Origin of the sequence: Caenispirillum salinarum AK4 (assembly GCF_000315795.1) — a bacterium.
Taxonomy (GTDB): Bacteria; Pseudomonadota; Alphaproteobacteria; order Rhodospirillales; family Rhodospirillaceae; genus Caenispirillum; species Caenispirillum salinarum.
The window spans coordinates 125174-143460 of record NZ_ANHY01000014.1; the positions used below are offsets into that span (position 1 = coordinate 125174).

At 67.9% G+C, this 18287-nt stretch carries 17 protein-coding genes and 1 pseudogene; 10 read left to right on the plus strand and 8 right to left on the minus strand.

Annotated features, from left to right (window positions below; genetic code table 11):
* Window positions 1-3 precede the first annotated feature (3 nt).
* Window positions 4-2487 carry a nitrite reductase large subunit NirB gene (nirB, locus tag C882_RS14550; protein ID WP_009541392.1) on the minus strand — a complete coding sequence of 828 codons (2484 nt, stop codon included), beginning with the start codon at window positions 2485-2487 and terminating at the stop codon, window positions 4-6.
* Between the two features lie 755 nt (window positions 2488-3242).
* On the opposite strand from nirB, the gene C882_RS14555 reads away from it, so the two are divergent.
* The 4 genes from C882_RS14555 to C882_RS14570 all read left to right on the plus strand — a co-directional run bounded on the left by C882_RS14555 (window position 3243) and on the right by C882_RS14570 (window position 7136).
* Window positions 3243-4601, plus strand: a complete 1359-nt coding sequence (locus tag C882_RS14555) for an MFS transporter (protein ID WP_009541395.1) — start codon at window positions 3243-3245, stop codon at window positions 4599-4601.
* Window positions 4602-4692: 91 nt separating this feature from the next.
* A complete protein-coding gene (locus tag C882_RS14560) occupies window positions 4693-5292 on the plus strand; it encodes an ANTAR domain-containing response regulator (RefSeq protein ID WP_009541396.1) in 600 nt (199 codons plus the stop codon).
* Between the two features lie 3 nt (window positions 5293-5295).
* Window positions 5296-6519: a CmpA/NrtA family ABC transporter substrate-binding protein gene (locus tag C882_RS14565; protein WP_009541397.1), complete on the plus strand. Its 1224-nt coding sequence runs from the start codon at window positions 5296-5298 to the stop codon at window positions 6517-6519.
* Window positions 6520-6674: 155 nt separating this feature from the next.
* The gene (locus C882_RS14570; RefSeq protein ID WP_043645712.1) at window positions 6675-7136 is read left to right on the plus strand and encodes a PRC-barrel domain-containing protein; all 462 of its coding nucleotides are present in this window, start codon (window positions 6675-6677) and stop codon (window positions 7134-7136) included.
* A 78-nt stretch (window positions 7137-7214) separates the two neighbouring features.
* On the opposite strand, the gene C882_RS14575 is transcribed toward C882_RS14570, so the two are convergent.
* The 7 genes from C882_RS14575 to C882_RS24710 all read right to left on the minus strand — a co-directional run bounded on the left by C882_RS14575 (window position 7215) and on the right by C882_RS24710 (window position 15113).
* Entirely contained in the window at window positions 7215-9308 is a 2094-nt protein-coding gene (locus C882_RS14575) for a 3'-5' exonuclease (RefSeq protein WP_009541399.1), read from the minus strand.
* A complete protein-coding gene (locus C882_RS14580; RefSeq protein WP_009541400.1) occupies window positions 9301-9726 on the minus strand; it encodes a response regulator transcription factor in 426 nt (141 codons plus the stop codon). Before C882_RS14580 ends, C882_RS14575 begins: the two co-directional genes overlap by 8 nt.
* On the minus strand, window positions 9701-10249 hold the full coding sequence (locus C882_RS14585) for a hypothetical protein (protein ID WP_009541401.1): 549 nt from the start codon (window positions 10247-10249) through the stop codon (window positions 9701-9703). Before C882_RS14585 ends, C882_RS14580 begins: the two co-directional genes overlap by 26 nt.
* Window positions 10250-10265: 16 nt before the next feature.
* Window positions 10266-12098, minus strand: a complete 1833-nt coding sequence (locus C882_RS14590; RefSeq protein ID WP_009541402.1) for a DUF294 nucleotidyltransferase-like domain-containing protein — start codon at window positions 12096-12098, stop codon at window positions 10266-10268.
* A gap of 98 nt (window positions 12099-12196) precedes the next feature.
* Window positions 12197-13963, minus strand: coding sequence for a sodium:solute symporter family protein (locus C882_RS14595; protein WP_009541403.1), 1767 nt, complete (start codon window positions 13961-13963; stop codon window positions 12197-12199).
* A gap of 14 nt (window positions 13964-13977) precedes the next feature.
* The gene (locus tag C882_RS14600) at window positions 13978-14232 is read right to left on the minus strand and encodes a DUF4212 domain-containing protein (RefSeq protein ID WP_043645715.1); all 255 of its coding nucleotides are present in this window, start codon (window positions 14230-14232) and stop codon (window positions 13978-13980) included.
* A gap of 677 nt (window positions 14233-14909) precedes the next feature.
* A complete protein-coding gene (locus tag C882_RS24710) occupies window positions 14910-15113 on the minus strand; it encodes a hypothetical protein (RefSeq protein ID WP_152415350.1) in 204 nt (67 codons plus the stop codon).
* Window positions 15114-15124: 11 nt separating this feature from the next.
* Here C882_RS24710 and C882_RS25695 point away from each other — a divergent pair, with 11 nt between their 5' ends.
* The 6 genes and pseudogenes from C882_RS25695 to C882_RS24405 form a co-directional block, all read left to right on the plus strand.
* Window positions 15125-15403, plus strand: coding sequence for a DUF1289 domain-containing protein (locus C882_RS25695; RefSeq protein ID WP_043645716.1), 279 nt, complete (start codon window positions 15125-15127; stop codon window positions 15401-15403).
* A gap of 138 nt (window positions 15404-15541) precedes the next feature.
* A complete protein-coding gene (locus C882_RS14610) occupies window positions 15542-15976 on the plus strand; it encodes a hypothetical protein (RefSeq protein WP_009541406.1) in 435 nt (144 codons plus the stop codon).
* Between the two features lie 40 nt (window positions 15977-16016).
* Window positions 16017-16817 (plus strand): MotA/TolQ/ExbB proton channel family protein, encoded by an 801-nt coding sequence (locus tag C882_RS14615; RefSeq protein ID WP_236262692.1) that lies wholly within the window; start codon window positions 16017-16019, stop codon window positions 16815-16817.
* Window positions 16818-16821: 4 nt separating this feature from the next.
* On the plus strand, window positions 16822-17226 hold the full coding sequence (locus tag C882_RS14620; RefSeq protein WP_009541408.1) for an ExbD/TolR family protein: 405 nt from the start codon (window positions 16822-16824) through the stop codon (window positions 17224-17226).
* Between the two features lie 3 nt (window positions 17227-17229).
* Complete coding sequence (locus C882_RS14625) at window positions 17230-17637, plus strand: ExbD/TolR family protein (RefSeq protein ID WP_009541409.1); 408 nt, start codon at window positions 17230-17232, stop codon at window positions 17635-17637.
* A pseudogene (locus C882_RS24405) lies at window positions 17634-18287 on the plus strand (hypothetical protein); the annotation flags it as partial. The gene C882_RS14625 and the pseudogene C882_RS24405, both read left to right, overlap by 4 nt.

The following is an 18287-nucleotide window of genomic DNA, read 5'->3' on the forward strand; positions in this document are numbered from 1 at the left end:
GCGTTACTCCACCGAAGCCAGGGTCTTGAAATCATTGGCGTGCTGGCCGCAGGGCGTGGCGCGCTCGGCCCAGGGGTCGGACTGGCTGTGGCTCTGGCTGTCCAGGAAGCGGGCGTGCAGGGCGGCGCGGTTCCCGGCGTCGTCCACCATGCGGGACCGGACGAAGTCCAGGCCGACGCGCTCGATCCACGGCGCGGTGCGCTCCAGATAGCGGGCTTCCTCGCGATAGAGCTGCATGAAGGCGCCGACGTATTCGTGGACCTCGTCCTCGGTCGTCACCTTGCACAGCAGATCGCAGGCGCGGACCTTCATGCCGCCGTTGCCGCCGACGTACAGGTCGAAGCCGCCGTCCGTCGCCACCACGCCGAAGTCCTTGATGGTGGCTTCCGCGCAGTTCCGGGGGCAGCCGGAGACCGCCATCTTGAACTTGTGCGGTGTCCAGGACCCCCAGGTCATGCGCTCCAGCGACATGCCGATGCTCATGCTGGCTTGCGTCCCGAAGCGGCACCACTCGCTGCCGACGCAGGTCTTCACCGTGCGCAGGGATTTGCCGTAGGCGTGGCCCGAGACCATGCCGGCGGCGTTGAGGGCGGCCCACACGCCCGGCAGGTCCTCCTTCTTCACGCCCAAGAGGTCGATGCGCTGGCCGCCGGTGACCTTCAGGGTCGGGATGTCGTACTTGTCGGCCACGTCGGCGATGGCGCGCAGCTCGCGCGGGTTGGTCAGGCCGCCCCACATGCGCGGGACGACGGAATACGTGCCGTCCTTCTGGATGTTGGCGTGCAGGCGCTCGTTCACGAAGCGGCTGGCGGCGTGGTCGACGTATTCGCCCGGCCACGCGGCCAGCAGGTAGAAGTTGAGCGCCGGACGGCAAGAGGCGCAGCCGTCGGGTGTCTTCCACTCCAGCGCCTGCATGACGGCGGGTATGCTCTTCAGCGTCTTGGCCTTGATGAGGCGGCGGATGCTGTCGTGGTCATGGTCGGTGCACGTGCACAGCGCCTTGACCTCCGACGCCTCGTATCCGTCGCCCAGCGCGTGGGCCAGCAGGCCTTCCATCAGCCCGGCGCACGAGCCGCAGGAGGCGCTGGCCTTGGTTCGCGCCTTCACCTCCTCCAGCGTGGTCAGGCCGTGCTCGGCGATGGCCTTGGTGATGGTGCCCTTGCAGACGCCGTTGCAGCCGCAGATTTCCGCATCATCCGGCAGCGCCGCAACGGCGTCGGTAGGGTTTGCCGTGCCGGCTCCTCCGGCTGCGGCGAAGGCCTGGCCGAAGAGGAGGGTATCGCGGCGGTCGCTGACGTCCTCGCCGGCCTTGAGAAGCTGGAAGTACCAGGCACCGTCGGCGGTGTCGCCGTAGAGCACGGCGCCCTTCACCCGGCCGTCCTCCAGCACAAGGCGCTTGTAGACGCCCCGCCCGGCGTCGCGGAACACGATGTCCTCGGTGCCCGGCCCGCCGGAGAAGTCCCCGGCCGAGAACACGTCCACGCCGGTCACCTTCAGCTTGGTGGAGGTGACGGAGCCGGCGTAGCCGTCGGTCTCCAGCCCCGCCAGCCGCGCGCCGACCACCTTCGCCATCTCGAACAGCGGCTGGACGAGGCCGTAGCACTGGCCGCGGTGCTGGACGCATTCCCCGACCGCCAGGACGGCTGGGTCGGAGGTGGTCATGAAGTCGTCGACGACGATGCCGCGCTCGACGTCGATGCCGGCCTCGGCGGCGAGTGTCGTGTTGGGGCGGATGCCGACGGCCATGACGACCAGGCTGGCGGGGATCTCGGTGCCGTCCTTCAGGCGGACGGCCCGGACGTGATCGTCGCCGGCGATCTCGGCGGTGTCGGCGCCGGTGATGACGCGCACGCCGCGGCGCTCCAGCTCCTCGGCGAGAAGGTGCCCGGCGGAGGCGTCGAGCTGGCGCTCCATGACGTGGTCGGCCAGGTGCAGGACGGTGACGTCCATGCCCTGGGACTGGAGCCCGACAGCGGCCTCGAGCCCCAGCAGGCCGCCGCCGATGACGACGGCCGATCCGCCGCCGCCGGCCGCCGCCAGCATCTTGTCCACGTCGTCGACGTCGCGGAAGGTGACGACGCCCGGCAGGTCGTGGCCCGGCACCGGAATGATGACGGGGCCGGAGCCGGTGGCGATCAGCAGACGATCGTACGGGACTTCCGTACCGGATTGGGCCAGCACTTTGCGGCCCAGGCGGTCGATGCTGACCACCGGGTCGCCCGCGTGCAGGGTGATGCCGTTGGCCGTGTACCAGTCGGCGTCGTTCAGCACGATGTCGGTGAAGCTCTTTTCGCCCGACAGCAGGGGCGAGAGCATGATGCGGTTGTAGTTCACGCGGGGCTCGGCGCCGAAGACGGTGATGTCATAGAGGCCGGGCGCACGGTCCAGAAGGTCCTCCACGGCGCGGATGCCCGCCATGCCGTTGCCGATCACCACCAGCCGAGGACGGCCGGCGCCGGAGGGGGAGGGGTGGGAGATGTGGGTCATCGTCTGGTGCTCCATCTCGCGGTGCACAAATTCTGTGCGAAACAAAAAGGCGCCCGACCGTGCCGCCGCCCCGTGAGGCAACTGCATGGTCGGACGCCGTTATCCGGTGGGGCCCGGCCTTGGGCACCCAGTATGTCTATCCGCCATCTGAGCGGTGGCGCGGGCGTCGTTACCCGCTGCCGCCCCTCCTCTTACAAGCTGCGTGCCAAATCGGGCCGTCTCGCCGATATAGCCGTAAGTGCCTGTTTCCGCGCGAATAATGATACCGATGGCTTGATAGAGGTGGTCGCGGGGCTTGTGCGCAATGCTTAAATCTTGTGCGCTTCACTGCACAATGTCTAAAAAATAGACATTGAGAAGGCGCCGGCGGATTGTTCGACGCTTCCTCCGGCCGTGGGACGTGGCGGGAAAAGAGTTCATTAACAGCGTCTTACCGCACCGCACTCAGCCTTTCGGAGGTTTGGCACGAGGGTTGCTGATACTCCGGTGCCTTTCCGGCGTGGCCGGGAAGCGCGCGGCCTCCGACGGCGGGGGCTCTTCATACAGATCGTCCAACGGCGGACGACCAGGCACAGGCGCCTGACCATCCAGACGGCACCGCGCAGACGGCGGGCCGTCGAAGGTCACGGTGTCTTCATGCGTGGCCGCCGCGGGACGAGAACCGACAGGATCGCGGCTGGCCTTGGGACGACATTCGGCCGGTTCCGCGTCACCGAGAGAAGGGCGGGCCGGCCCCGACGTGAAGGGCTTGCACCATGGAACTCCGGCATAAGGCCCCGCGCATCACCCTCTTCAGCCTGAAGACGGTTCAGATGCGCACCTTCCACCTGACGTGGCTTTCCTTCTTCCTGTGTTTCTTCGGCTGGTTCGGCATCGCGCCGCTGATGGCCGTCGTGCGCGACGACCTGGGCCTGACCAAGGGCGAGATCGGCAACACCATCATCGCTTCTGTCGCCATCACCGTCGTGGTGCGGCTGCTGATCGGCCCGCTGTGCGACAAGATCGGCCCGCGCCGCACCTACACCGGCCTGCTGGCGCTGGGCAGCATCCCGGTCATGTCCATCGGCCTGGCCGACAGTTACGAGACGTTCCTGCTGTTCCGGCTGGCGATCGGCGCCATCGGGGCCAGTTTCGTCATCACGCAGTACCACACGTCGGTCATGTTCGCGCCGAACGTGGTCGGCACCGCCAACGCCACGACGGCCGGCTGGGGCAACCTGGGCGGCGGCGTGACGCAGATGGTCATGCCGCTGGTCTTCGCCGGCATCCTGATGTTCGGCGTCGGGGAAACGCTGGGCTGGCGCCTCGCCATGGTTGTTCCCGGCCTGGTGCTTTTGGGTGCCGCCGCGTTCTACTGGATGTTCACCACCGACGCGCCCGACGGCGACTTCAAGGACCTGCGCGCCCGTGGCGAGCTGCCCGAGGCCAAGGGCGAGGGCAGCGCCACGCGCGGTTTCCTCGCCGCCGCCAAGGACGTGCGCGTCTGGGCGCTGTTCCTGGTTTACGGCGCCTGCTTCGGCGTCGAACTGACCATCAACAACATCGCCGCCATCTACTTCTACGACACCTTCGACCTCAGCCTCGCCACGGCGGGCATCATCGCCGGCCTGTTCGGCCTGATGAACATTTTCGCCCGCACGCTGGGCGGCGTGTTCTCCGACCGCTTCGCCGGCCGCGCCGGGCTGAAGGGCCGGGTGACGTTCCTGTTCCTGGTCCTGCTGCTGGAGGGCCTCGCGCTCATCCTGTTCTCGCAGATGAGCGTGCTGATCGTCGCCATCGGCGCCATGGTGGTGTTCTCGCTGTTCACGCAGATGAGCGAGGGCGCGACCTTCGGCGTGGTGCCCTTCATCAACCGCAGGGCGCTGGGCGCGGTGGCCGGCATCGTCGGCGCCGGCGGCAATGCCGGTGCGGTGGCGGCGGGCTTCCTGTTCAAGTCGGAGTCGCTGACCTATCAGGAGGGCCTGCTGTATTTGGGCATGGCCGTGGTGGTGTGCTCTTTCTTCGCGCTGGCGGTGCGGTTCTCGCCGGAGACGGCGGCCGACGAGAAGCGCCGCTTCGACGACGCCATGGCCGAGCGCAACGCCGCCGCACCGGTCGGGGTGCCGGCCGAGTGACGGGATTGCGCGTCGATAATGCCGCGCGTGCGGCGGTCCGGCTTCGGCCGGGCCGTCGTGCCGCGTCGCCGGACAAGGGGGAGGAGGGGGAATGACGGCAGCAACCGCCGAGGCGGACCTCACCATCCTGGTCATCGACGGCGACCCCGACCGTGCCGCCGTGGTGGAGCGGGGCCTGGTGGAGGCCGGCTGGCTGCGGGTCAGCGTCATCGGGCCGTCGGTCAACCTGTTGCAGCGGGTGCAGGCGCTGGGTCCCGACGTCATCATCATCGACCTGGAAAACCCCGACCGCGACACGCTGGAGCAGATGTTCCAGGTCAGCCGCGCCGTGCGCCGGCCCATCGCCATGTTCGTCGACCAGAGCGACAGCGCCATGATCCGCGGCGCGGTGGAAGCGGGGGTCAGCGCCTATGTGGTGGACGGATTGCGCCAGGAGCGCATCAAGCCCATCGTCGACATGGCGATTTCGCGCTTCAACACCTTCGACCGCTTGATCAGGGAGCGCGACGAGGCCCAGGCCCGGCTGGCAGACCGCAAGCTGATCGAGCGCGCCAAGGGGCTTCTCATGAAAAACCGGGGGCTGGCGGAGGAGGAGGCCTACACCCTGATGCGCCGCACCGCCATGAAGCAGAACCGCAAGCTCTCCGACATCGCGCAGAGCGTGATCACCGCCTTCGAGATGGAGTTCTGAGCAATGTCCGAGACCGTCAAGCTGGGCGTCGTGCCGCTGATCGACTGCGCCATTCCCGTCGTCGCCCACGAGATGGGCTTCGCCGCCGAGGAAGGGCTGGCCCTGGACCTGGTGCGCGAGGCGTCATGGGCAGCCGTGCGCGACAAGCTGGCGTTCGGACTTCTGGACGCCGCCCATCTGCTGGCGCCGCTGTCGCTTGCCATGACGGCGGGGCTGGGCGGCACGCCGGCGGTGCCGGTGGTCGCACCCATGGCGCTGGGGCTGGGCGGCAACGGCATCACGGTCTCAACCGCCCTTTTCGAGCGGATGAAAGAGGCCGCTCCCGAGGTCATGGCCGGACCGCGCGGTCAGTCGGCGCGCGCGCTGGGGAAGGTGATCGAGGCCGACCGGGCAGCGGGACGTCCGCGCTTGTCCTTCGCCAGCGTCTTCCCGTTCTCCAGCCATACCTACGAGCTGCGCCTGTGGCTGGCCGACGCCGGCATAGACCCCGACCGCGACGTCAACCTGGGCATCATCGCCCCCGCGCGCATGGCGGAAAGCCTCCACATGGGCTGGATCGACGGCTATTGCGTCGGCGAGCCCTGGAACCTGCGCGCCGTGCAGCGCGGGGTCGGCGTGGTGGTGGCGGCCAAGGCTGACATCTGGCCCAATGCGCCGGAAAAGGTGCTGGGCGTGCGCGAGGACTGGGCGGCGGAGCGGCCGGACACGACGGCGGCGCTGGTGCGTGCCCTGGTGCGGGCGGCGCAGTGGGCCGACGCTGCGGAGAACCGTCCGGCACTGGCGGCAATCCTGGCTGACATGCGCTATGTCGGCGTCTCGCCGAAGATCCTGGAGCCTGCGCTGTCGGGGCGTCCGGTGCTGCGACCGGATGCGCCGGCGGAGGCGCTGGACCGCCACATCTTCTATCGCTGGCAGGCGACCTATCCCTGGCCGTCGCGCGCGATATGGCTGCTCGATCGCATGGTCGAGGCCGGCCAGGCCGCCCTGTCCGCCGCCGATGCGACGGCCCTGGCACGGCGCGTCTTCCGCGACGACCTGTATGCGGCGGCAGTCGAGTCCCTGGGGGTGCCGGTTCCCGAGGCGGACGTGACCGTCATCGGGACCCATGACGCGCCGCGCGACGTTCCCGCGCGCGGCGGTGGAACCGTGACCATCGGGCCCGACCTTCAGTTGGGCCGGCGCACGTTCTATCCATTCGGACGTGATGCCGCGTCTGAAGCGACCTGACAGGCCCCGTCCGACCGGGTCCCTGGCGACCGCAGTGGCCCGGCGGCCGAGGCCGTCGCGACGGCGAGCCTTGTTCATGATCCCGCCGTTGCGCAACATTCGGCGCCTTGTCGCGTTCGTTTCCTAAAGGCACTCAGAAAAGGGAGTCGACCGACATGCGTTTTCCCATCCTCAGCACTCTGATGGTTTCGGCGATGGCGCTGGGAACGGCGGCGAACGCCCAGGAAGCCCAGACCCAGGACCAGAACCAGGGGATGCAGCAAACCCAGATGCAGCAGGCCGCGCAGACTCCGCAGATGGATGCGCGAAGCCTGATGGACAAGAAGGTCCTGGGATCGACCGGTGAGGAGCTTGGTCAGGTGGCCGACGTGGTGATCGATCCGGACGGCCAGGCTCGCATGGTCGTGGTCAAACTGGATGGTGAGGATCGCGAAGTGTCCTTCAGGCTGGACGAAGTCGACCTGGCCGTACAGGTTCCCATGACGCAAGACCAGACGGCGGAATTGCGCGACTGGGACGAGGAAGAAATGATCGACGCCGACTGGGGCACCCTGCGGGCGAACGGCGATTACTACGCCGGTGGCGCCGGCCCCATGGCGGACGAAACCGCGGAATAAGGCCGCCCGGTCGTCCAGAACATTCGTGTTTTGGCAGGCGACACCCCCGTTCCCCTGGAGCGGGGGTGTCGCGTTGCGTCAGGTGGTGTTGAGGTCCTTCAACAGCCGCCCGTGACGGCGCACCTCCGTCAGGACGTCCCCGAAGGTTTCCAGTCCCCGCGCTTTCAGCATCGACACGATCTTGAGGAAGGCGTCGGCCGTGGCAATCGTGTCGCCGATGGCCGTATGGCGCGCCTCCTCGGGGATGGTGATGCCAAGCCGTGCGGTCAAGGCATCCAGGGAATGCTGCTCCAGCTGTCCGAAAACGACGGCCGACAGAAGCACCGTATCCAGGACCGGATGGTCGAAGCTGGCGCCGATGTCTTCCTCGTGGCGGCGCAGGAACTCCATGTCGAAGGGGGCGTTGTGGGCGATCAGGACCGCGCCGCGTGCGAACTCGTGGAACCGCCGTCCTGCCTCGGCAATGGTGGGCGCGCCCTCGACCATGGCTTCGGTGATGCCGTGAACGTCGGTCGAGGTCGGCGGAATGGACCGCTGGGGATCGACAAGGGTATCGAACACCTCGCCGCGCACGCGGCGGCCGTTGACGATGCGGACCGCGGCGATCTGCACGATCTCGTCGGTGGAGGGCGTGAGGCCCGTGGTTTCCGTGTCGAACACCACGTAGGTCAGGTCCTCCAGCCGGCTTTCCAGGACGTCGGCGTTGCGCTCCTTGGACAGCAGCTCGAAGTCGTAGACCACTTCCCGCTCGATCGGCGGCGGCCGGTGGGTGGTGTGGCGTGCGAAAGGAATGGGCAGGCGCACGACCGAAATATTGCCCGGACGGGTCTCGGTCCACGTTTCCGTGGCGTGGGCATTGAGAACGGAGCGCGCGGTGAGGTTGGGAAGTTCCTCATCCATGCGCTCGGTCAGCCAGCTGTCCAGTTCCCCCACGGGCAGCGGCGCCCCTTCCCACACCAGGTCGATGGTCGCGCCGGGGCCCTTGTCCTCGGACAGCACCAGCCGGAACGCATTTCCCCGCCCGGACTGCGCCAGCCGGTTGCCGAGCCACCGGAACAACGTCGCCAGTTCGAACCCGTCGCAGGTCAGCATCAACTCGGGGCCCTCGGTCGTCACCCGCAGGCCCTGCGCATTGAACTGTGCGCTGATGACGTCGAACAGGTCCGGCGAGCGGATTTCCGTCTTCGGATGCCAGTCGGCCCGGCCTTCGTCATAGCGGGCGCCCAGGTCGACGATCGCCGCGCTCAGGGCCTTCACCTCCGAGCCGACGGCCGCCAGCAGGTCCGGCGACTGCGCCATGTCCGGGCTCTCGGCGATCACCTCGATGGCGACCTGCAGGTTGGCTGCGGGGCGCCGCACGCGATCGAAAACCTCGGCCAGCAGCGCCTCGCGCGTGGCGTGGGTCGCCAGGTCGGCGGTCACGTCGCGCAGGGTCAGCACGAAACCGGGCCGGCGGGTGTTGTCCGTGCGCCGCAGCATGCGCATCCGGCCGAGAAGCATCCGGCCGCTGCCCGTGGTGGCGCACACCAGATCCGAAGCGGCTTCGGGGTCGTTCAGGTCGCTCAGGCGCCCGTAGGCATAGCGCACCGGACCTTCGCGCACATAGTCGAGCAGGCTGCGGCCCAGACCCGCCGCCGCCCCGGCCTCGAGAATGTGAACCGCCTGACCATTGTAGAAGACCAGTTCGTAGTCGGCCGTGCAGATCAAGACGGCCACCGGCACATCGGCGAGAAGCTTTTCCAGCCACGCCTTTTCCGCCGACAGGCGGGACGTTTCGCGCGCCACGGATTCGGCAAGAGCGGACCGGGTTTCGGCCAGCGACTGCGTGATCGCGGCCGCCGCCGGTGCCAGATCGCCCAGGTATTTGGCGTGTTCGCGCTCGGCCCGGATCTCCTCGCACACGTCGGTGTGGGCACGGGTGCGGATCGCGTTGGCAAGGCTGTCGATCGCCCGCGCGACGTGGGCGTCGAACAGGTACCAGATGCCCGTCACCAGGAACAGGATCAGAATGCCGCTGAGAATGGCGGCCTGGAGCATGGCGCCGTCCAGGCCCGGCAGGTCGCTGCGGGACAGCACCACCGCACCGCCCAGCGCCACGGCGCCAATGGACCCCACCGCGAGAAAAATGAAAAAAAGAAGGATGCGAAGGCGAAGGCTGAGGGTTTCAAGCATCGGCGTCGCCCTCCGGCGGACGGGCGCCGCCGGGCGGAGCGTCCAGCAGCCTGCGCAGTTCCTTGCGCAATTGGTCCAGGTCGAAGGGTTTCGAAATGAAGCCGTCGGCGCCAAGGGCCATGCCCTTGCGCCATTCCGCGGCCGATCCGCGTGCCGTCATCATCAGGATGCGGACCCCCGCACACTCCGGGTCCGCACGCACGGTCTGGCAGATGTCGTATCCCGAGACGCCGGGCAGCATCACGTCCAGCAGTACCAGATCGGGCTTGCTCTCGCGGATGACGTCTACCGCGCCCGTCCCGGTTTCCAGGCGTTTGTGGTTATATCCTTCGCGGGTCAGAAGAAAATTCAGGGCAATGGCAATGTTGTCCTCATCCTCGACCACCAGGATGTCAACTTTCTTCGCTGGGTCCTCCATGCGTTCCTCCTCGGCACGCAGCGATCAAAACCGGGTCCTGAGGCGACAGTTGGTACCACTCAGCGGTCAGAGGGATGCCGTCGTCATCAAGCTTCGTTCCTTCCGTCAGGTCGGCCCGCCGCGCGCCGGCGCAGTCGAACAGCGACTTGAATCCGAAGGCCAGCGCCCAGCGCTCCTGCAGGATGATGCCCGTCAGGACAAGATCAGGGTCGGCCTGGTTGGTTTTGCGGATTCGGTTGTCCACCACCATGAGGCGGGTGGTCAGCGGCACGGCATAGGTCCACGGGCGATACCAGCTGCGGTCTTCATTCTTGCTGACCACGACCATCTCCTCGGGCAGTCCCGCCTCGAACCGGTCGGCCCAGGAGTATTCCAGGTAGATCACCATGGCCAGCATCGCGGCCGCGGTACAGCCCGGCACCAGCCAGGCTGGCAGTCGCCGCGCGGTCAACTTGCGCAGGATCAGGGCAGTGCCGGCACCGCCGAACCCCGCCATGATGACCGCCAGAAATTCGATAAGCATGTACGTGTTTTTCCTGTTAACCGAGCGTGCCGGCGATTCTGCCGACCGCATTTTGCATGGTGCGGACCACGACGAAGGCGTCGCGCAGGTGGGACCGTTCGAAATCCGACAGATCGGCGGGAGCCAGGAAGTTGTCCGGCTTGCGCCCCATGCGTACCTGGTTGGCCTGGTTCTTGAGCCGCAGATCGGCGATCAGGTCGAACGCCTCGATCAGGTCCCGCGCCCCGGACGCCGAGACGACGCCCTGCTCCTCGGCGGCCAGAAGGCGCGCCCGCGTGTTGGCCGCGGGAATCCGCCCGCGCAGGGCGTAGACGCGCGCGAGGTCGATCACCGGGACGACGCCGCTGAGCTTCACGTCGACGTGGTTCTTGTGTTCTCGCGACCGGATGGTGGCAAGGCCGCCGAAAAGGCCCAGCGGAGGCGTGTGCTTGATCGAGTTGGAGATCATGTGGGCGACGAAGATGGAGTTCTTCGACGCGGACTCCAGCGTCTCTTCCTGAAGGGTCTCGAAAAGGCTCGCCTTCCCGCCAATCGGGCGCAGGTCGAACATGACCGACGCCAGCATCTGCGCCTCGGGCGAGGGCGTGTTGATCCAGCCCTGGAAGTAGCGCCGCCACACCTTGAGCGGCTGGCACCAGCGCGGGTTGGAGGCCATCATGTCGCCGGGGCAGTAATAGTACCCGGCCGCGTTCAGCCCGTCGCAGACAAAGCGCGCCAGCTCGGTGAAGTAGGCCATGTCATCGGGGGACGCGCTGTCGTCGATGATGATGCAGTTGTCCTGATCGCTGAGGCCCGTCTGCTCCTGGCGCCCCTGGCTGCCGCAGGCCGCCCAGACGAAGGGAACGGGCGCCGGACCGAACTTCTCCTCGGCCAGCTTCAGCAGGCGCCGCGTCGCGGCGTCGGCGATGTCGGTGATCAGCCGCGTGACCACGTCATGGGCGTTGTGAGCCCCGACCAGATGCGCCAGAAGCTGCGGGATGCGCTCGGTCACCTCGGCAAGGTCGGTGAAGCTGCCGGCCATCGCCGCATCGCGCACCAGATGCGCCGAACTGGTGGCCTGATACCGCGTCACGTCGGTCTGGGTGATCATGCCCAGCAGCTTGCCGTCGCGCACCACCGGCAAATGCCCGACGCGGTTTTCCAGCATCATGTTCAGGATGTCGGACCCCAGTGACTGGGGCGACAGCGTCAGCGGGTCGGGCGTCATGATGTCGGCCAGGGGCGTGTCGGCGGACCGCCCTTCGGCAAGCACGCGGCCGGAGAGGTCGCGGGTGGTGACGATGCCGACCAGTTTTTCCCCCTCGACCACCGGCAGGCTGGAAATGCGGTTTTCCCGCATCAGCCGCGCCGCGTCCTGGGCACTTGTCTGCGGCGCGGCGCTGAGGAGTTTGCTGACCATCAGGTCGGTCACCTTCAGCGTCGCCAGATCGGTCTGGCGTCCCACCCTGGCGCTGGACCCGCCGCCCCGGCTGAAGAAGCGGTCGAAGGCCGAATGCGCGTCGATCAGGCGGTGCAGCTCGCGCCCCGGCAGGCAGAGCAGCACGGCGTCCGAGGCGGCCGTGGCCGTGGTCATGACGCGGCCGTCGCGCAAAAAACCGCGGACCCCGAAGAAATCGCGAGGGTTGAGCAGCGAAACCAGCGCGCCGTTGGCATCGGTTCGCTCGACGCTGCCGGATTGCACCAGCCAGACCGAGGCGATGGGTTCCCCTTCGGCATGGATGACTGTGCCCTTGGGCACGTCCCTGCGGCTGAAGGAGCCGGCCACGCGGGCCAGCTCGTCCAGCGGCAGCGAATTGAACGGCGGAACGGTTTGCAGGAACTCCCGTACCTGTTGGGTGTCTTGCGTCATGTCGCCTGCCCGTCCTGCTGTCCTGTGTACATCGTCTGGATGTAGGGCGGCCTGCCCCCGTTAGAAGAGGGCAGGCCGTAGCATTTACGTCGACTGGATCAGTGGTCCGACGCCGCACCCGCGCCCTTGGGCACGCGGATGGATTCCACCAGCTCCTGAATTTCGGCAGGGGCTTCCTGCGTCATCTTCAGGGTGATGTAGGCGGCGATGAAGTTCAGGACCGCACCCACGGCGCCGAAGCTCAGCGGGGAGATGCCGAACAGCCAGTTGTCAGGCGTGTTGGCCAGCATGTTGGTGTCCGGGATGAAGAACCAGCCCAGGTAGGTGAAGATGTAGAGCAGGGTCGAGCCGAGGCCGACGACCATGCCCACGATCGCACCCGTGGAGTTCATCGTCTTGGAGAAGATGCCCATCATGATGGCCGGGAACAGCGACGATGCCGCCAGACCGAACGCCAGGGCCACCACCTGTGCCGCGAAGCCCGGCGGGTTGAGGCCCAGCCACGTCGCAAACGCGATGGCGAAGGCCATGGATATGCGGGCGGCCAGAAGTTCGGACTTTTCAGAGATGTTCGGCGTAAAGGTCCGCTTGAGCAGGTCGTGACTGATGGCCGAGGAAATGGCCAGCAGCAGACCCGCCGCCGTGGACAGCGCCGCGGCCAGGCCGCCGGCGGCGATCAGGCCGATCACCCAGCCCGGAAGCTGCGCGATTTCGGGGTTGGCGAGCACCAGGATGTCACGGTTGAAGGTGACCATCTCGTTGCCTTCCCAGCCGCGCTCGGCGGCGAAGGCGGGCGGATTTTCGCTGTTGTAGTACTGGATCAGGCCGTCGTTGTTCTTGTCCTCGAACGCCAGCAGGCCGGTTTCTTCCCAGGTGCGCATCCAGTCGGGACGCTCGTCGTAGGAGATCGGCTGCTCCTGAACGCCCTCGGGGTAGATGGTGGTGATGATGTTCAGGCGGGCCATGGCGCCCACGGCCGGGGCAACGGTGTACAGCAGGGCGATGAACACCAGCGCCCAGCCGGCCGAGGTGCGGGCGTCAGCCACGCGCGGCACGGTGAAGAAGCGGATGATGACGTGCGGCAGGCCGGCCGTGCCGATCATCAGCGACAGGGTGAACAGCACCATGTTGAAGGTCGACCCGTGATGGCCGGTGTAGTCCTGGAAGCCCAGTTCCACCAGCACTTCGTTCAGGGTCTTCAGCAGCGGTTCGCCGGACCCGACGTGGTCGGACCACAGGCCGAGCTGCGGCAGCGGGTTGCCCGTCAGCTGCATCGAGATGAACACCGCCGGAATGGTGTAGGCGATGATCAGCACGACGTACTGGGCGAGCTGGGTGTAGGTGATGCCCTTCATGCCGCCGAGCACGGCGTAGACGAACACGACCGCCGCGGCGATCAGCAGGCCCGTGGTGTTGTCCACTTCCAGGAAGCGCGAGAACGCGACGCCCGCGCCGGTCATCTGGCCGATCACGTAGGTGATGGACATGACCAGCAGGGACACCACCGCCATCAGGCGGGCGGTGCGGCTGTAGAAGCGGTCACCGATGAAGTCGGGCACGGTGAAGCGGCCGAACTTGCGCAGGTAGGGGGCCAGCAGCATGGCCAGCAGCACGTAGCCGCCCGTCCAGCCCATCAGGAAGGTGGAGTTGCCGTAGCCGACGAAGGCGATCAGGCCCGCCATGGAGATGAACGAGGCCGCCGACATCCAGTCGGCCGCCGTGGCCGCGCCGTTGACGACGGGGTTGACGCCACGCGAGGCGGCGTAGAAGTCCGAAGTCGATCCGGCCTTGGCCCAGATCGCGATCCCGATGTAGAGGGCGAACGACGCGCCCACGAAAATCAGGTTAAGTACAAATTGATCCATTGGTCAGGCACCCCTCATTCGTCGACGTCGAACTTGCGGTCAAGCTTGTTCATGTACCAGCGGTAATAGAAAATCAGCGCGATGAAGGTCAGGATCGAGCCTTGCTGCGCGAACCAGAACCCAAGATCGGTACCGCCGATGGGGATGCCCGAAATCAGCGGGCGAAGAACGATGCCGAACCCGAAAGACACCAGTGCCCAAATCGCCATGCAAATGGAGATTATGCGCACGTTCGCTTTCCAGTAAGCGGCAGCCGATGTGTCTGACATATGACGTCTCCCAATTTCCTTCCAAGCCGGCCCCCCGGGCCTGGCCTCCTCGCTCCCTGTCGTGCCGGGGCACGACGGAATCTGTTTACAGTCTCACTGGATCGTCGCCAAGCTTGCATCTGGACCCCAAACGGGTCCACCTCTCGCGGGGCCGCTGCCCGACGCCGCAACATCGACGGCATTGGCACGGGTATGGCGTGCGCTCCGGTACGATTCTGCCGTCGCTCCGTTTATCATCGGGCGCAGCCTTGCCATCGCAGGGGGTGATTCGCAGGCGCAATGAGGGGCGGGCCCGGCGTCCGAGGTCGCCTGGTCATCGCCGGGGCTGCGGCCCGTGTCGGTGATCCGTGCGGTCAAGGCGCAGGGTCCCAGCCGGTCGGCTGGAACGCCACGGGCCCCGAATCGTCGCACTGTCGACCTTTCAGGAGGAAGCGAACCGGACGAGGCGCCGTTGTCCCGGCCCAGACGGATGCGACGCCCGGGTGCCGAAAAGGCTCCCGGCCGTGCGCCCTGGACGGCGACGGCTTCTCGTGCGGATTTGAAAACGCCTGAAAAACGGCACGTCTCCAACATCCAGTCTCCCCGTTCGCGCGGGGGTGCCGGGCATTCGAACGCACCCTTCCCCCCAAAAAGGCTCATTTCGACGCTGTGCGCGATAAGGTAAGGTCATAACGCATTTAGCGTTCGATGTGTAACTTTTTTAGCCGTGGAATCGCTTGAAGGTCATGCATGCCAATCGGCTGACGAATCAACCCCTCCTTTCGGCGCTGGCCGCAGGCGGTTTTCCGCGGACAAGCGGCCGCCGCCGCCACGAAAATGCCCGCTTTTCCTGTGACCCCCGGCCTGCCGCCGCCGTTCTGGCTCGCACGAATGATCTGCACGGAACGACCTCATGAGTGACCGATCCACCAAGAGTCCCTGTACCGGGGTCTGCAAGTTCTCGGGCGCTGAACCGTGCCGGGGCTGTTTTCGCACCAGGGAAGAGGTGCGCGGCTGGAAGAAGATGAGCGACGCCGACAAGATCCGCGTCAACCTCCGCGTCCGCCCGCTGATGACGGCCGGCGGCAAGCCGTCTTCGAAGAAGGTCAAGAAGATGGACAAGAAGATTCGTAAGCTCGAGAAGCGGCTGGCCAAGGTTCGCCGAAAGCGCGAGGCGCTTGCCGCCGCGTAGGTCTGTCCCCGCCTGCCGCCGGGTGAATCGCCGGCAAACCGGGGGGCGGCGGCTCAATTCCTTAGCGGTGGTCGGGCTGTTTTGCCTTGACAATGAAAATGACTCGCATTCCTATTGGGGCCTCAGAGGAGGACAGGAATGCGCTGCAAGCACTTGCTGGCGCCGGTGGCCCTGTGCGGGGCGCTAGGCGTCTGCCTGCCGGCCCAGGCGGAAGAGCCGGCACGCCCCGTCACCGTGGAACTGAACAAGCTCGAGACGGCGGGCGGCGACTGCCGCGTGACGTGGGTGCTGAACAACGCCTCGTCGCACGACTACGACCGGCTCAAGCTCGACATCGTGGCATTCGACGCCAACGGCGTGGTCGCGAAGCGGCTTGGCGCCGAGATGGGGCCGCTGCCGGCCGAGGCCACGCGGGTGAAGCTGTTCGACCTGGCAGGGCTGACCTGCCAGGGCATCAGCCGTCTTCTTCTGAACGGCGTCCTGACCTGTGAGACCGGGGCGGACGCCGGCGCCGACGCCTGCGCCACCGTTCCCGGCACCGCATCGCGCGCCGCCGTTCCGTTCATTCAGTGATATTCGCGCCCGTTGCGGCGCCCATCGGGGAGCGACACCCATGACCGACGCACCCAGCAGCCTTCCGACGGCCGCTCCGCAAGCCAGTGGCGGCTCCCTCGACGGAGCGCCGCTTCCGGGCGGCATGGAGGGGCAGGCGGTTCCAGCCGCGGCGCCCGTCGGTCCCTTCGGCGAGGTGGTGGAGCTGCTGGCGGCCGGCGGACCGATCATGCTGGTTCTCGCGGCGCTGTCGGTGGTGACGCTGGCGGTGGTGCTTTACAAGGTCATCCAGTTCCTGACCGCCGGTGTCTGGGCGCGGCGCGGTGTCGGGCGGGCGCTGGAACTGTGGCACGCCGGCCGGGCCGACGAGGCGGCGCCGGTGCTCAGCCGCGAGCGCGGGCCGGTCGCCCAGGTCCTGCTGGTCGCCCTGCACATGCGCCTCAACCCGCACATGCGGGCGGAAGAGGCGCGGGAGGAGGCGGAGCGCGTGGCGGCCCTGCACATCGACCGCCTGACGGGCGGATTGCGCCTGCTGGCGGTGATCGCCACGCTCAGCCCGCTGCTCGGCCTGCTGGGAACGGTCATCGGCATGATCGACGCCTTCCAGGCGCTGGAGAGCGCCGGCAGCAAGGTCGATCCCTCCATCCTGTCGGGCGGCATCTGGGTGGCGCTGTTGACCACCGCCGCCGGGCTGGTCGTCGCCATTCCCGCCGCCGCCGCCCACCAGTGGCTGGAAGGCGTGGTGGAGCGTGCCGGCCGCGCCATGGAAGATGCCGCGACCCAGGTCTTCACCCGCCAGCCGGCGACGGCGTTCCGCAAGCCGGTCTCCGACGCCGGCGTGGCGGTCCAGGGCGCCGAGTGACCCCATGCAGGTGGTGCGCAAGAAACGCGGCGGCCGGGCACTCATCAGCCTGACGCCGCTTATCGACGTGGTTTTCATCCTGCTGGTCTTTTTCATGCTGGCATCAAGCTTTACCGAGTGGCGCGCCATCGACCTCGCCACCTCCGCCAAGGCGGTGTCGGCGGCGTCGGTGGAAGGGGCGGTGCTGGTGCGGGTGCGCGCCGACGGCGGCCTCGACATCGCCGGCGAGCGCCTGGACGCGGAGGCGCTGGCCGCCCGCATGACGTCCGTCGCCGAGCGTAATCCCGACCGGCGGGTGGCGGTGCAGCCCGATGCCGGCGTCCCGCTGCAGCGCGTGGTGACGGTGATGGAGACCGTCACGGCCGCCGGTCTGTCCGGCGTGTCCATCGTGCGCGGGCCGGGGGGCTGAGCCATGCGGTTCCGTCAGCGCCATCGCCCCGCACCGGACGGCGAGAACGTCCTGCCGCTCATCAACGTGGTGTTCCTGCTGCTGGTCTTCTTCATGGTGGCGGGCGCGCTGGAACGCGCCGACCTGTTCGAGGTGACCCCGCCCGAGGCGGCCCTCGACGCCGAGCCCGAGGACCGGCAGGGCCTGCTGCTCATGGCCGCCGACGGGCGGCTGGCGCTGGGCGGCGTGGTGGTCGGGGAGGATGACCTGGCCGCCGCCGTGCAGGCATGGCGCGCGGCCAATCCCGAGACGGTCCTCAAGGTCAAGGCCGATGCCGCGGCTGAGGCGCTGGCCGTGGTCGGCCTGCTGGAGGACCTGCGGGCGGCTGGCATCGAGCAGGTGGTCCTGCTGGCGACGGAGGGCGGCCGATGACCGCGCATGTCCTGCCCGCCGGCGGCCGTCGCGGCCTGCATGTGGCCGTGGCCGTGGGCCTCGCCGTCGGCCTGCACGTGGGGCTCGCCTGGTGGGTGAGCCGCCAGCCGCCGACGCCGGCCACGGCCCAGGCGCCGGGGGTCGGCGGGATGCTGGTGGATCTCGGCCCGTCCGGGGCCGCGGCCGGGGCGGCCCAGGCCGCCGCCGTGCCCGAGGCATCCGAGGTGCCGCCGGAGACCGTGGACGCGGCCGAAGCCGTGGAGCCGATGGAGATGGTGGACCCCGTGGAGCCGGTCGAGCCGGCGCCCGTGCCCGAGCCCGTCCAAGCCGTGGAACCTGTGGAGGCGGTCGAGGCGGTCGACACCCTGCCGGTCGAGACCGCCGAGCCCCCCGAACCCGTCGAGCCCGTCGAGGCGGTGGAGCCGGTCGAAACGGTGGAGCCGGTCGAAACGGTGGAGCCGGTCGAGACGGTTGAGCCGCCTCCCGAGCCGGCCCGCAAACCGACGCCGCCGCCGCGCCCGGAACCGCAGCCGCAGCCGCAGCCGCAGCCGCAGGCCCGTCCCGAGCCGGCTCCGGCGCCCGCCGCGCCGCCGGCCCCGGCCGAGGCTCCGCCGCCCGTTCCCGCGCCGGCCAGCCAGCCGGTGGGCGAG

What these genes read in the sequence shown, in the direction of transcription:
- nirB (WP_009541392.1), bottom strand. Translation starts at nt 2,487, where the DNA reads ATGACCCACATCTCCCACCCCTCCCCCTCCGGCGCCGGCCGTCCTCGG.
- C882_RS14620 (WP_009541408.1), top strand. Translation starts at nt 16,822, where the DNA reads ATGCAGGTGGTGCGCAAGAAACGCGGCGGCCGGGCACTCATCAGCCTG.
- C882_RS14600 (WP_043645715.1), bottom strand. Translation starts at nt 14,232, where the DNA reads ATGTCAGACACATCGGCTGCCGCTTACTGGAAAGCGAACGTGCGCATA.
- C882_RS14555 (WP_009541395.1), top strand. Translation starts at nt 3,243, where the DNA reads ATGGAACTCCGGCATAAGGCCCCGCGCATCACCCTCTTCAGCCTGAAG.
- C882_RS25695 (WP_043645716.1), top strand. Translation starts at nt 15,125, where the DNA reads ATGAGTGACCGATCCACCAAGAGTCCCTGTACCGGGGTCTGCAAGTTC.
- C882_RS14565 (WP_009541397.1), top strand. Translation starts at nt 5,296, where the DNA reads ATGTCCGAGACCGTCAAGCTGGGCGTCGTGCCGCTGATCGACTGCGCC.
- C882_RS14570 (WP_043645712.1), top strand. Translation starts at nt 6,675, where the DNA reads ATGCGTTTTCCCATCCTCAGCACTCTGATGGTTTCGGCGATGGCGCTG.
- C882_RS14615 (WP_236262692.1), top strand. Translation starts at nt 16,017, where the DNA reads ATGACCGACGCACCCAGCAGCCTTCCGACGGCCGCTCCGCAAGCCAGT.
- C882_RS14575 (WP_009541399.1), bottom strand. Translation starts at nt 9,308, where the DNA reads ATGCTTGAAACCCTCAGCCTTCGCCTTCGCATCCTTCTTTTTTTCATT.
- C882_RS14625 (WP_009541409.1), top strand. Translation starts at nt 17,230, where the DNA reads ATGCGGTTCCGTCAGCGCCATCGCCCCGCACCGGACGGCGAGAACGTC.
- C882_RS14590 (WP_009541402.1), bottom strand. Translation starts at nt 12,098, where the DNA reads ATGACGCAAGACACCCAACAGGTACGGGAGTTCCTGCAAACCGTTCCG.
- C882_RS14560 (WP_009541396.1), top strand. Translation starts at nt 4,693, where the DNA reads ATGACGGCAGCAACCGCCGAGGCGGACCTCACCATCCTGGTCATCGAC.
- C882_RS14585 (WP_009541401.1), bottom strand. Translation starts at nt 10,249, where the DNA reads ATGCTTATCGAATTTCTGGCGGTCATCATGGCGGGGTTCGGCGGTGCC.
- C882_RS14610 (WP_009541406.1), top strand. Translation starts at nt 15,542, where the DNA reads ATGCGCTGCAAGCACTTGCTGGCGCCGGTGGCCCTGTGCGGGGCGCTA.
- C882_RS14580 (WP_009541400.1), bottom strand. Translation starts at nt 9,726, where the DNA reads ATGGAGGACCCAGCGAAGAAAGTTGACATCCTGGTGGTCGAGGATGAG.
- C882_RS14595 (WP_009541403.1), bottom strand. Translation starts at nt 13,963, where the DNA reads ATGGATCAATTTGTACTTAACCTGATTTTCGTGGGCGCGTCGTTCGCC.